The sequence below is a fragment of the Kitasatospora sp. MY 5-36 genome, from assembly GCF_001182915.1.
In the GTDB taxonomy this organism is placed as follows: domain Bacteria; phylum Actinomycetota; class Actinomycetes; order Streptomycetales; family Streptomycetaceae; genus Kitasatospora.
Map to the genome: position 1 here is coordinate 1 of NZ_LFVW01000059.1, position 11,990 is coordinate 11,990.

Here is an 11,990-nt window from a genome sequence, read left to right on the forward strand (position 1 = left end):
AGGGGGGCCCCGGCGGCCCCGGCGGCCCCGGCGGCACCCGCCCGCCCGGTGCCCAGGCCCGGCGCTGGCCGCGGCGGCGGATCGTGAAGTGGTCCGTCTTCGGCCTGCTGATCGCCGTCATGGTGACCGCCGTCTCCACCTGGTTCTGGGCGGACTCCAAGCTCAACCACGAGAACGTGCTCGCCGACTACCCCGGCCGCCCCGCCGCGGGCAAGGGCACCAACTGGCTGATCGTCGGCTCCGACAGCCGCCAGGGCCTCACCGACTCCGAGCAGGACGACCTGCACACCGGACACGACACCGAGGGCAAGCGCAGCGACTCGATGATGATCCTGCACGTCGGGGACAACGGGAACACCCTGATGAGCATCCCGCGCGACTCCTGGGTGCCGATCCCCGAGCACCCGGGCAGCAACGGCAAGCCGGTCAAGGGCACCACCGCGAAGATCAACTCGGCCTTCGGCAACGGCGGCGGCCGCCTCCTGGTCCAGACCGTCGAGCAGAACACCGGCATACGGATCGACCACTACGCCGAGATCGGCTTCGGCGGTTTCGTCGGCATCGTCGACTCGATCGGCGGCGTCGAGATGAAGATCGACCAGGACGTCAAGGACAAGGACTCCGGGCTCGACCTCAAGGCCGGCGACCAGACCCTCACCGGCAAGCAGGCCCTGGCCTTCGTCCGCCAGCGCCACCAGATGGCCGACCAGGACCTCGGCCGGATGCGCAACCAGCAGAAGTTCCTCGGCGCCCTCGCCCACCAGGCCGCCTCCCCGGGCAACCTGATGAACCCGTTCACCTTCTACCCGCTGGTCGACTCCGCGCTCGGCACCCTGATCGTCGACGAGGACTGCGGGCTGACCGACCTCGGCTCGCTCTTCCTCGCCATGAAGGACGTCAACGGCGGCAGCGGCAAGTCGCTGACCGTGCCGATCGGCAACCCGGACTACCGGACCAAGACCGGCGAGTCCGCCGTGCTCTGGGACGCCGGCAAGTCCAAGCAGGTCTTCGACGCCTTCAAGAACGACACCGCGGTGCCGGAGTTCAAGTAGTCAGCCACTTCGCGTGACCGCTCCACCACAATGAGTGGATGCCACTCGTCACCGCACTGATCCGCCGCCGTCGCCACCGCCTCCTGGGCCGCCTGGTCCAGGAGGCGCTCGCGTTGTACGGGATGGAGGTGCCCGCCGCCTGCGAGATCGGGCCCGGGCTGATGGTCTTCCACCGCGGCTTCGGCACCGTGCTGCACCCGTACACCACCCTCGGCGCCGGCGTGACGCTCTACAACGGCGTGACCATCGGCCGGGCCGACCCGTGGGTGCCGCAGGAGGAGAGCGCGATGCGGCGGGTGGTGGTCGAGGACGGGGCGGTGCTGTGCGCGGGCGCCAAGGTGGTGTGCAAGGAGGGCGTGCTGACCGTCGGCGCGGGCACCGTCGTCGGGGCCAACGCGGTGCTCACCCGCTCGACCGGCCCCGGCGAGATCTGGGCCGGCGCACCGGCGCGCAAGGTGGGGACGCGGGCGGGCGACTGGGGGCCCGCGGCGGCGCCGGCCCGGCCCGCTCCGAGCCCCGCCTGAACCCGCGGGGGTACGGGACGTGCCATGCGGCCTATACGTACGGCAGCAGCCCGGTGCCGCACTCCGGGAAGCGGACCAGCCACTCCCCCTCGCCGCCGGCCGCCTCCTCGGTCGCGCCCGAGAAGCCGTAGTGGATCGGCTGCCCGTCGCCGCCCAGCCACCGCGCGTGGGTCAGCTGCACCGACAGCGAGGCCGGGCGGTGCGCGGCGGCGGCCGCCGACACGGGCGGCGCGGGCTGCTCCAGCACCAGCTCGTGCTCGGTCTCGCCCGGCCGGAAGGTCACCACCGTCTCGGTGCCCGGGCGGCGCGGGAAGGCGCCCGCCGGGTCCGTCCAGTACGCGGCGACCATCACCGCGAGGGTGCCCTCCAGGCTGCCGGTGTCCGGCCGCACGTACTCCTCGTCCGCGATCCAGCGGGAGTGGTGGCGGACCTCCTCCGGGCCCCACCGCTCGTCCCAGCGCACCCAGTAGCCCGCCACCCGCTTGACGGTCATGCCCTCGCGGGCGACCCGGACGGCGAACCGCGCCGGGCCGACCGGCTCACAGCCGGCCAGGGAGACCACCGTCACCTGTTCGTAGGTCACCTCGCCGTCGTCGGCGCCCTGCTCCATCATCGGTCAACCACCTTGCCGCAGAGTCGAGTTCGGCCGCGGCTGGGGCCGCGTCCGAATCGAGCGTAGGGCTCCGGCGCAGGCAGGCCGCACGATTGCCCGGTTCCGGCCCGGACGGCCGCGCTCCGGGCTACCCTGCCCGCCGCACGGCGGCGCCCGGCGCGAAAGGGGGCGGGAACCGGGCGGCGTCCGGGCGCGGGCGCGAGTACGGGGGCGGACGCGAAACCGCCCCGGAGCGGGAGATCGGAAGATCCGACGTCCCGCTCCGGGGCGGTGCGTGCCAGGTGGCGGCGGTGCTTAGGCGACCACGCCGGACTTGGCGATGGTGATCTTGGCCGAGGTGCGGCCGCTCTGCGAGCCGAGGCCCTCGATCTTCTTGACCAGGTCCATGCCCTCGAGGACCTCGCCGAAGACGACGTGCTTGCCGTCCAGCCAGTCGGTGACGATGGTGGTGATGAAGAACTGCGAGCCGTTGGTGTTGCGGCCGGCGTTGGCCATCGACAGCAGACCCGGGCGGTCGTGCTTGATCTTGAAGTTCTCGTCGGCGAACTTCTCGCCGTAGATGCTCTTGCCGCCGGTGCCGTTGTGGTTGGTGAAGTCACCACCCTGGAGCATGAAGGCCGGGATCACGCGGTGGAAGCCGGAGCCCTCGTAGCCGAAGCCGTTCTGGCCGGTGGCCAGCTCGCGGAAGTTCTGGGCGGTCTTGGGGACGACGTCGTCGTAGAGCTTGAAGACGATCCGGCCGGCCGCCTCGCCGTTGATCTCGATGTCGAAGAAAACGTTGGAAGACATGCAGGGATCATGGCACGATCGCCTGTTCCTCGCGCGTCACCCCCGGTCGGGCCGGGCCGGACACCGCTGTGTTATCCGGTTCCGCCCCCCGCGCCGGGACCGGGAAGCTACCATCGATGTCAGGTTTCCGGGCGGCCCGATCCGCGACGGCGGGCGGGGCCGGTGAACGGCGACGGCGGACGGCGACGGCGGCACGGCACGGGACGGGGTGGACGGCATGCGGATCGGCGAACTGGCCCGGCGGACGGGCGTGAGCGAGCGCTCGCTGCGCTACTACGAGCAGCAGGGCCTGCTGGCCGCCCGCCGCACCGAGGGCGGCCACCGGGAGTACCCGGAGGCCGCCGTCGACCGGGTGGTGCACATCCAGGAGCTGTTCGCGGCCGGACTGCACAGCCGGACCATCTACAAGATCCTCCCCTGCATGCGGGACTCCGACGGCAGCCCGAACGAGATCGCCACCCCGCTCCTGGTGGAGGAGCTCACCGCGGAGCGCCAGCGGATCGACCGGACGATCGACGACCTGCTCCGCTCCCGCGAGGTGCTGGACGAGGTGATCGCGACCGCCTCCGGGCAGCCGTCGGCCCCGGCCGCCTGACCTCCGGCCATCGGCGTTCGGAGCCCGGCCTCCGGTTCAGCCCCCGGCCACCGGCTTGCGGGCCAGCAGGTAGGCCTGCGGGGTCCTCTCGTCGCCCTCCGGTTCCCGGACCGTACGGGAGGTGACCGGCAGGCCGGCCTCCCGGGCCAGCTCCTCGACGTGCTCCGGCCGCAGCCGGCGGAAGTCCAGCGACACCGGCTGCCCGAACGGCCGCTCCAGGTGCAGGGGCCGGTCGCCGACCTGGAAGGCGAGCATCAGGTGGCCGCCGGGGGCGAGCACCCGGGCGAACTCGGCGAACACCTCGGGGAGCCGCTCCGCCGGGGTGTGGATGATCGAGTACCAGGCCACCAGGCCGGTCAACTCCCCGTCCCGGAACGAGAGGTCGAACATCGAGCCGACGCTGAACGGCACCTCCGGGTGGGCCTTCCGGGCCAGCTCGACCATCCGCGGCGAGAGGTCGATCCCGTGCACGTCCACGCCGAGTCCGTGCAGGGGCCCGGTCATCCGGCCCGGGCCGCAGCCGACTTCGGCCGTCCTGCCGTCCGGCCGCTCGGCGCGGACCAGGTCGGCGAAGAGCGCCAGCATCGCCCGGTCCATCGGCATGCGGTCCAGCGCGTCCCGGAAGAGATCGGTGTACTCGGTGGCGACGGCGTCGTAGAACGCCCTGGTCTCGGTGAGGAAGCCCGGCTCGGTCATGGCCCCGGACCCTACCCGGCGGCCGCCGGCCCGCGGCAGGCCGTGGCGGTCCTACAACTCCCGTTCGGCGACGGCCTGGTCGCCGCTGAGCTCGCCGGTCGGGCGGAAGCCGAGGCGGGCGTAGAACTCCGCCGGGCCGTCCGGGCCCGGGTGGTAGGTGACGGTGGCGCGGGTGCCGCCGCGGCGGCGGATCTCGGCGCAGACCTGCTCGACGGCGAAGCGGCCGTACCCGCCGCGCTGCTGCCCGGCGTCGACCAGCAGCCGCCACAGGCCGGAGCGGGGGCGGTCGCCGGGGCGGTCGGGGTGGAAGGCGATGTCGAAGAAGGCCATCACGAAGCCGACCGGCCGCCCGTCCTCCAGGATCAGCCGGGGCCAGGCCGTCTCCCCGTACGCGTACGCCTCGGCCAGCGACTTCACCACCGGCGCCACCAGGTGCTCCTGGTCGGGGCGGACCCGCAGGGCGAGGGCGGCGTCGACGTTCTCGGGGGTGATCGGGGCCAGGCTGAGCGTGGCGGGCGGTGCGGACGGCGTGGTCGTCGCGGCGGGCGTGGAGGACATGGCGGGCAGCCTACGGAGCGCGGCCGCCCGCCGTCGCACGGTTTTCCGACCCCCGACCGCGGACGGGCGATCGGGGGCCGTGGCTGTACGCCGGTGCGTGCCGGTGCGTTCCGGTGCGCGTTACGGGAGGTTGCGGGCCATCACGATCCGCTGGACCTGGTTGGTCCCCTCGTAGATCTGCGTGATCTTCGCGTCCCGCATCATCCGCTCCACCGGGTAGTCCCGCGTGTACCCGTACCCACCCAGCAACTGCACCGCGTCCGTCGTGATCTCCATCGCCGCGTCCGACGCGAAGCACTTCGCCGCCGCACCGAAGAACGTCAGATCCGCGTCCCCCCGCTGCGACTTCGCCGCCGCCGCGTACGTCAACTGCCGCGCCGCCTCCAGCTTCATCGCCATGTCCGCCAGCATGAACTGCACACCCTGGAACTCCGCGATCGCCTTCCCGAACTGCCGGCGCTCCCGCACATACCCGTTCGCGTAGTCCAGCGCACCCTGCGCGATCCCGATCGCCTGCGCCGCGATGGTGACGCGGGTGTGGTCCAGGGTCTTCATCGCCGTCGCGAAACCCGTGCCCTCCGCACCGATCATCCGGTCCGCCGGGATCCGCACGTTGTCGAAGTACACCTCACGCGTCGGCGACCCCTTGATGCCCAGCTTCTTCTCCGGCGCACCGAAGGACACCCCCTCGTCGCCCTTCTCCACCACGAACGCCGAGATGCCCTTCGACCGCTTCTCCGGATCCGTCACCGCCATCACCGTGTAGAACTCGGACACCCCCGCGTTGGTGATCCAGCGCTTCACACCGTTCAGCACCCAGAAGTCCCCGTCACGCACCGCCCGGGTCTTCATCCCCGCCGCGTCCGAACCCGCCTCCGGCTCCGACAGGCAGTACGAGAACATCCCCTCGCCCCGCGCCAGCGCCCCCAGGTACTTCGCCTTCAACTCCTCCGAACCCGACAGCTGCACCGGCAGCGACCCCAGCTTGTTCACCGCCGGGATCAACGAGGACGACGCGCACACCCGCGCCACCTCCTCGATCACGATCACCGTCGCCAGCGCGTCCGCCCCCGCACCGCCGTACTCCTCCGGCACGTGCACCGCGTGCAGGTCATTGCCCCGCAACGCGTCCAACGCCTCCTGCGGGAACCGCCCCTGCTCGTCCACCTCCGCCGCGAACGGAGCGATCTTCGCCTCGGCCAGCGAACGCACCGCCTCACGGAGCATCCCGTGCTCCTCGGAGATCCGGAAGAGATCGAAGTCAGCCGCCCCTGCGCTGCCCGCCATGATGCCTGCCTCGTCGTTCAGTGACCGACGCCCGGTCGACGCCCGATCGAGGTCCGATCGACGCCCGGTGCGAGTCGAATCCGCGGTTAACTACCGTTCAGTAGAGATCCTAGGGCGCCGACCTGCGGCTGCCTAGCGTCCAGCGGCCGCCCGGTCGTTCATGTCCGCGCCCCGGGGACGACCGGCGGGACGGCCCCTCCGGCGTGCAGGTGATCCCGGGGCGCCCCCGGCGGGCGGATAGCATCAGGGCATCCGTACTGGTCGCGTCCGCATCCAAGGAGAACCCGTGACCCTCCGCATCTCCGTGATCGGCACCGGCTACCTCGGCGCCACGCACGCCGCCGCGATGGCCGAGTTCGGCTTCGAGGTGCTGGGCCTGGACATCGACCCGGACAAGATCGCCATGCTGACCGCAGGGCGGGTCCCGATGTACGAGCCCGGGCTGTCCGAACTGCTGCTCAAGCACGTGGCAGGGCACGAGGGTTCGACCGGACGGCTGCGCTTCACCACCTCCGCCCGGGAGGCCGCCGAGTTCGGCGACGTGCACTTCATCTGCGTCAACACCCCGCAGCGCAAGGGCGAGTTCGCCGCCGACATGTCGTACGTCGACACCGCGCTGGACGAGCTCGCGCCGCACCTGACCCGCCCCGCCCTGGTGGTCGGCAAGTCGACCGTCCCGGTCGGCTCGGCGGCCCGGCTGGCGGAGCGGCTGGCCGCGCTGGCGCCGGTCGGCGAGGGCGCCGAACTCGCCTGGAACCCGGAGTTCCTGCGCGAGGGCTTCGCCGTGCGGGACACCCTGCGGCCGGACCGGATCGTGGTCGGCGCCCACAGCGAGCGGGCCGAGCGGCTGCTGCGCGAGGTGTACGCGGAGCCGATCGCGGCCGGGGTGCCGTTCATGGTCACCGACTACGCGACCGCCGAACTGGTCAAGGCGGCCGCCAACTCCTTCCTGGCCACCAAGATCTCCTTCATCAACGCGATGGCCGAGGTCTGCGAAGCGGCCGGCGCGGACGTCACCCAGCTCAGCAAGGCGCTCGCCTACGACGAGCGGATCGGCGGCAAGTTCCTCAACTCCGGCCTCGGCTTCGGCGGCGGCTGCCTGCCCAAGGACATCCGCGCGTTCATGGCCCGGGCCGGCGAACTCGGCGCCGACCAGGCGCTGACCTTCCTGCGCGAGGTCGACTCGATCAACATGCGGCGCCGCTCCCGGATGGTCGAGCTGGCCCGCGAGCAGTGCGGCGGCGGCTTCCTGGGCCGCCGGGTCGCCGTCCTCGGCGCCGCCTTTAAGCCCAACTCGGACGACATCCGGGACTCCCCCGCCCTCAACGTGGCGGCCCAGATCCAGCTCCAGGGCGCCCAGGTCACCGTCTACGACCCCAAGGCCGTGGACAACGCCCGCAAGATGTTCCCCTCCCTCGCCTACGCCCATTCCGCCCTGGAGGCCGCCGAGGGCGCCCACGTCGTCCTCCACCTCACCGAGTGGTCCGAGTTCCGCGAGCTGGACCCGGCCGTCCTCGGCGCCGTGGTCGCCGAACGCCGCCTCCTCGACGGCCGCAACGTCCTCGACGCCGAGGCCTGGCGCGCCGCCGGCTGGACCTACCGCGCCCTGGGCCGCCCGAGCTGACCGGGCAGGAATCCCGCACCGCCGCCCGGCGTTCCCACCGGCATGACGAGCTACGGCGACGACGCGGCGGTCCGCGAGATCCTCACCCGCACCGGTGACACCTGGGCGGTGGTGGGCCTGTCCACCAACACCGCCCGGGCCGCGTACGGGGTGGCCCGGGTGCTCCAGGAGTACGGCAAGCGGATCGTGCCCGTGCACCCGAAGGCCGAGACGGTCCTCGGCGAGCGGGGCTACGCCTCGCTCGCCGAGATCCCGTTCCCGGTCGACGTGGTGGACGTGTTCGTGAACAGCGCGCTGGCCGGGGAGGTGGCCGACCAGGCGGTCGCCGCCGGGGCGAAGGCGGTCTGGTTCCAGCTGGGCGTGGTGGACGAGGCCGCCTACGGGCGGACGCGGGAGGCCGGGCTGGCCATGGTGATGGACAGGTGCCCGGCCATCGAGATCCCGCGCCTCGGTTAGGCCGAGGGGCCGTCCAGCTGCGCGATGGTGGCGATGGAGGGGCGGCGGCCCGCCTGCAGCCCGGTGGCCGCCGACTCGGCGTCGCGCAGGACGCGGACGGCGTTGTGCCAGGTGAGCTTGGCCAGGTCGGCCTCCGACCAGTGGCGGCCGAGGAGTTCGGCGACCAGGTTGGGGTAGCCGGCCACCGAGTCCAGGCCGTCCGGCAGGAAGGCGGTGCCGTCGAAGTCGCCGCCGATGCCGATGTGGTCGATGCCGGCCACCTCGCGCATGTGGTCGAGGTGGTCGGCGACGGTGGCCGGGGTGGCGATCGGGCGCGGGTTGGCGGCCTCGAAGGCGCGCTGGCGCTCCATGGCCGGCGGGGTGGTGTCCAGCGGGTGGAAGCCGTGGGCGCGCATGTTCCCGTCGGCGGCGACGGTCCAGTCGATGGCGGCGGGCAGGATGAACTTCGGCACGAAGGTCGCCATCGCCACGCCGCCGTTGGCGGGCAGCTGGGCGAGCACGTCGTCCGGGATGTTGCGCGGGTGGTCGCAGACCGCGCGCGAGGAGGAGTGGGAGAACACCACCGGCGCCTCGCTCACCCGCAGGGCGTCGCGCATGGTGTCGGCGGAGACGTGCGAGAGGTCGACCAGCATGCCGAGCCGGTTCATCTCCCGGACGACCTCCTCGCCGAACCGGGTCAGCCCGCCGGCCGCCGGCTTGTCGGTCGCGGAGTCCGCCCACGGCACGTTGTCGTTGTGGGTGAGCGTCAGGTACCGGACGCCCAGCTCGTACAGGGCGCGCAGGGTGGCCAGCGAGCAGTCGATGGAGTGGCCGCCCTCGGCGCCCATCAGGGAGGCGATCCGGCCCTCGGCGCGGGCGGCCTCCATGTCGGCGGCGGTACGGGCCAGGCGCAGCCGGTCCGGGTAGCGCTCCACCAGGGCGTGGACGAAGTCGATCTGCTCCAGGGTGGCGCTCACGGCGTGGTCGCCGGCCAGCGAGGAGGGGACGTAGACGGACCAGAACTGGGCGCCGACGCCGCCCTCCGCGAGGCGGGCGAGGTCGGTGTGCAGCCGGTCGCTCTGGTCGGCGGCGAGGTCGAGCGCGCCGAGGTCGTACCCGGCCTGCTCGCGCATCGCCCAGGGGAGGTCGTTGTGGCCGTCCACCACGGGGGCGGTGCGCAGCAGGGCGCGGGCGCGGTCCAGCGGGGTGGGGGAGTCCAGGTCAGCGGTCATGCGTGCTGTTCTACCCCACGCCCGCGGGTGGCCGAACTACTTGCCGAAGCCGAAGGACGCGGAACCGGCCACCTTGGCGCGCAGCTTCCTGCCCTTCTCGGTGGCCTGGTTGTTCAGCTCGGCCTGGAAGTCGGTCATCTTCTCGGTGAGCTCGGGGTCGAAGGCGGCGAGCATCCGCACCGCGAGCAGGCCGGCGTTGCGCGCGCCGGCCACCGAGACGGTCGCCACCGGCACGCCGGCCGGCATCTGGACGATCGACAGCAGGCTGTCCATGCCGTCCAGGTACCGCAGCGGCACCGGCACGCCGATGACGGGCAGCGGGGTGACCGAGGCGAGCATGCCCGGCAGGTGGGCCGCGCCGCCGGCGCCCGCGATGATCGCCTTCAGGCCGCGCCCGTGGGCCTGCTCGCCGTACGCGACCATCTCGCGGGGCATCCGGTGGGCGGAGACGACGTCCACCTCGTACGGGACCTCGAACTCGTCCAGGGCCTGGGCGGCGGCCTCCATGACCGGCCAGTCGGAGTCCGAGCCCATCACGATGCCGATGAGGGGGTTGGTCATTCGGTGATCGTTCCTCGCAGGTAGGCGGCCGCGTGGCGGGCGCGCTCGCGGACGTCTTCGAGGTCGTCCCCGAAGACGTTGACGTGGCCGACCTTGCGGCCGGGCTTCACGTCCTTCCCGTACATGTGGATCCGCAGCCCGGGGTCGCGGGCCATGCAGTGCAGGAAGGGGTGGTACATGTCCGGGTAGTCGCCGCCGAGGACGTTGACCATGACGGTCCACCTGGCGCGCGGGCGGGGGTCGCCCAGCGGGAGGTCGAGGACGGCCCGCAGGTGGTTCTCGAACTGCGAGGTGACGGCGCCGTCCTGGGTCCAGTGCCCGGAGTTGTGCGGGCGCATGGCCAGCTCGTTGACGAGGATGCGGCCGTCGCGGGTCTGGAACAGCTCGACGGCGAGGTGGCCGACGATGCCGAGGTCCCCGGCGATCCGCAGGGCGAGCTGCTGGGCCTCGTCCGACAGGGCCGGGTCGAGGTCCGGCGCGGGGGCGGTGACCTCGGCGCAGACGCCGTTCTCCTGGACGCTCTCCACCACCGGGTAGGCGACGGCCTGGCCGCTGGGCGAGCGGACGACGTTGGCGGCCAGCTCGCGGACGAAGTCGACCTTCTCCTCGGCCAGCACCGCGACGCCGGCCAGGAACGGGGCGTGCGCCTGCTCCTCGTCGTCGACGACCCAGACGCCCTTGCCGTCGTAGCCGCCGCGGACGGTCTTCAGGACGACCGGGTAGCCGGTGCCCTCGTTCGCGAAGGCGGTCACGTCGGCCGGGTCGGCGACGAGCCGGTGCCGGGGGCAGGGCACGTCGATGGAGTCCAGCTTGGCCCGCATCACGCCCTTGTCCTGGGCGTTGACCAGCGCCTCCGGGCCGGGGCGGACGGCGATGCCGTCGGCCTCCAGGGCCCGCAGGTGCTCGGTGGGGACGTGCTCGTGGTCGAAGGTGATCACGTCGCAGCCGGCGGCGAAGGCGCGCAGGGTGTCGAGGTCGCGGTAGTCACCGAGGACGACGTCGGAGACCACCTGTGCGGCGGAGTCCTGGGGCGTGTCGGCGAGGAGTTTGAACCTGACCCCGAGCGGGATGCCCGCCTGGTGTGCCATGCGGGCCAGCTGCCCGCCACCGATCATGCCCACCACTGGAAAATTCACATTGCCCGGGGAAGTCACGCGGCCCAGGATATCCGGGCCGGTCGGGGGCGGTGGAGCCGCAGGTGGGGCCGCTGGAGCGGACGCGCGTAGATGTCAACCTGGCGCCCTGGGGGCTGAGCCGTTCGATGGAAGCGGGTAGCCTGGACGGCTAGGTCCTGGTCTGCGCGGTCCGATCATGTGCGTGCACGCAGGGCTCAAGGGGCGGCCGCGCGACCGCGACCGGCCCTTTCGACCAGCAGGCACATGGAGGCACTCCGGTATGGCGACGAACGCGGCTTCGGAACCCTCACTCGCGCAGAAGCTGCGTGGGCTCAAGGGCGAAGTGGTGAAGTTCGGCATCGTCGGCCTGAGCGGCGTGGTGGTCAACTTCGCCGTGTTCTGGGTCTGCCTCAACGGCATGGGCCTGGCCTCGGTGCGGTCGAACATCGTCGCGACGGTGATCGCGATCGCGACCAACTACCTGGGCTACCGCTACTGGCTCTACCGGGACCGCGACGCCGCCTCCCGCAAGCGCGAGATCACGCTCTTCCTGGTCTACAGCGGCATCGGCATGCTGATCGAGACCGGCGTCCTCGGCTTCTCGGTGTACGTGCTCGACCTGCGCTCGCACTACGAGCAGATCGGCGCCAAGGTGATCGGCCTCGCCGTGGCCACCGTGTTCCGCTTCGTCTCGTACCGCACCTGGGTGTTCAAGGCCGTGCCGGAGACCGTCGAGCTGCCCGCCCAGCAGTCGGTGGGCGCCGCCGCCGGCCAGGAGCTGGCCGCGCAGGCCGAGCTGATGCTGGCCACCGAGCGGATCCGGCTCGCCAAGGCCGAGTAGGCCCCGCGGTCCTCGCGCCGCCCTCCTACCCCGCGCAGCCCCGGCTCGCCGAACCCGGCCGCCGGGGC

The 11,990-nt window shown here is 72.3% G+C and carries 14 protein-coding genes; 6 read left to right on the forward strand and 8 right to left on the reverse strand.

Translation table 11 applies throughout. The features are described 5' to 3' along the window. Both AE652_RS05525 and AE652_RS05530 read left to right on the forward strand, forming a co-directional pair. On the forward strand, positions 1-1,052 hold a 1,052-nt coding region (locus AE652_RS05525; protein ID WP_049650009.1), incomplete at its 5' end, for an LCP family protein. Positions 1,053-1,090: 38 nt separating this feature from the next. Continuing rightward, the gene (locus tag AE652_RS05530; protein WP_049650010.1) at positions 1,091-1,576 is read left to right on the forward strand and encodes a hypothetical protein; all 486 of its coding nucleotides are present in this window, start codon (positions 1,091-1,093) and stop codon (positions 1,574-1,576) included. 31 nt (positions 1,577-1,607) lie between these two features. On the opposite strand, the gene AE652_RS05535 is transcribed toward AE652_RS05530, so the two are convergent. Together AE652_RS05535 and AE652_RS05540 are read right to left on the reverse strand one after the other, a co-directional pair. Further along, positions 1,608-2,189, reverse strand: a complete 582-nt coding sequence (locus AE652_RS05535; protein ID WP_049650011.1) for a hypothetical protein — start codon at positions 2,187-2,189, stop codon at positions 1,608-1,610. Between the two features lie 294 nt (positions 2,190-2,483). Continuing rightward, positions 2,484-2,978 (reverse strand): peptidylprolyl isomerase, encoded by a 495-nt coding sequence (locus AE652_RS05540; RefSeq protein ID WP_049650012.1) that lies wholly within the window; start codon positions 2,976-2,978, stop codon positions 2,484-2,486. Positions 2,979-3,195: 217 nt separating this feature from the next. On the opposite strand from AE652_RS05540, the gene AE652_RS05545 reads away from it, so the two are divergent. Beyond that, positions 3,196-3,573 carry a MerR family transcriptional regulator gene (locus AE652_RS05545; protein ID WP_049650041.1) on the forward strand — a complete coding sequence of 126 codons (378 nt, stop codon included), beginning with the start codon at positions 3,196-3,198 and terminating at the stop codon, positions 3,571-3,573. A gap of 36 nt (positions 3,574-3,609) precedes the next feature. Here the strand turns inward: AE652_RS05545 and AE652_RS05550 are convergent, their stop codons facing one another. From AE652_RS05550 to AE652_RS05560, 3 genes are all read right to left on the reverse strand, one after another. Then, the gene (locus AE652_RS05550) at positions 3,610-4,269 is read right to left on the reverse strand and encodes a class I SAM-dependent methyltransferase (RefSeq protein ID WP_049650013.1); all 660 of its coding nucleotides are present in this window, start codon (positions 4,267-4,269) and stop codon (positions 3,610-3,612) included. 51 nt (positions 4,270-4,320) lie between these two features. Further along, positions 4,321-4,827 carry a GNAT family N-acetyltransferase gene (locus AE652_RS05555; RefSeq protein WP_049650014.1) on the reverse strand — a complete coding sequence of 169 codons (507 nt, stop codon included), beginning with the start codon at positions 4,825-4,827 and terminating at the stop codon, positions 4,321-4,323. A 120-nt stretch (positions 4,828-4,947) separates the two neighbouring features. Continuing rightward, positions 4,948-6,114, reverse strand: a complete 1,167-nt coding sequence (locus tag AE652_RS05560; protein ID WP_049650015.1) for an acyl-CoA dehydrogenase family protein — start codon at positions 6,112-6,114, stop codon at positions 4,948-4,950. 286 nt (positions 6,115-6,400) lie between these two features. Here AE652_RS05560 and AE652_RS05565 point away from each other — a divergent pair, with 286 nt between their 5' ends. Then, the gene (locus tag AE652_RS05565; protein WP_049650016.1) at positions 6,401-7,738 is read left to right on the forward strand and encodes a UDP-glucose/GDP-mannose dehydrogenase family protein; all 1,338 of its coding nucleotides are present in this window, start codon (positions 6,401-6,403) and stop codon (positions 7,736-7,738) included. A gap of 42 nt (positions 7,739-7,780) precedes the next feature. After that, positions 7,781-8,194 (forward strand): CoA-binding protein, encoded by a 414-nt coding sequence (locus AE652_RS05570; protein ID WP_049650017.1) that lies wholly within the window; start codon positions 7,781-7,783, stop codon positions 8,192-8,194. Here AE652_RS05570 and AE652_RS05575 read toward each other — a convergent pair. Genes AE652_RS05575 through AE652_RS05585 form a run of 3 tightly spaced genes read right to left on the reverse strand, consistent with a single transcriptional unit; the run spans position 8,191 to position 11,102 of the window. Beyond that, the gene (locus tag AE652_RS05575; protein ID WP_049650018.1) at positions 8,191-9,405 is read right to left on the reverse strand and encodes a dipeptidase; all 1,215 of its coding nucleotides are present in this window, start codon (positions 9,403-9,405) and stop codon (positions 8,191-8,193) included. The two genes, AE652_RS05570 and AE652_RS05575, sit on opposite strands and share 4 nt — an antisense overlap. Positions 9,406-9,441: 36 nt before the next feature. Continuing rightward, positions 9,442-9,966, reverse strand: coding sequence for a 5-(carboxyamino)imidazole ribonucleotide mutase (purE, locus tag AE652_RS05580; protein WP_049650019.1), 525 nt, complete (start codon positions 9,964-9,966; stop codon positions 9,442-9,444). After that, complete coding sequence (locus AE652_RS05585) at positions 9,963-11,102, reverse strand: 5-(carboxyamino)imidazole ribonucleotide synthase (protein WP_049650020.1); 1,140 nt, start codon at positions 11,100-11,102, stop codon at positions 9,963-9,965. The genes purE and AE652_RS05585 overlap by 4 nt, the downstream gene beginning before the upstream one ends. A 259-nt stretch (positions 11,103-11,361) precedes the next feature. On the opposite strand from AE652_RS05585, the gene AE652_RS05590 reads away from it, so the two are divergent. After that, positions 11,362-11,922: a GtrA family protein gene (locus AE652_RS05590; protein WP_049650021.1), complete on the forward strand. Its 561-nt coding sequence runs from the start codon at positions 11,362-11,364 to the stop codon at positions 11,920-11,922. Positions 11,923-11,990: the final 68 nt, after the last annotated feature.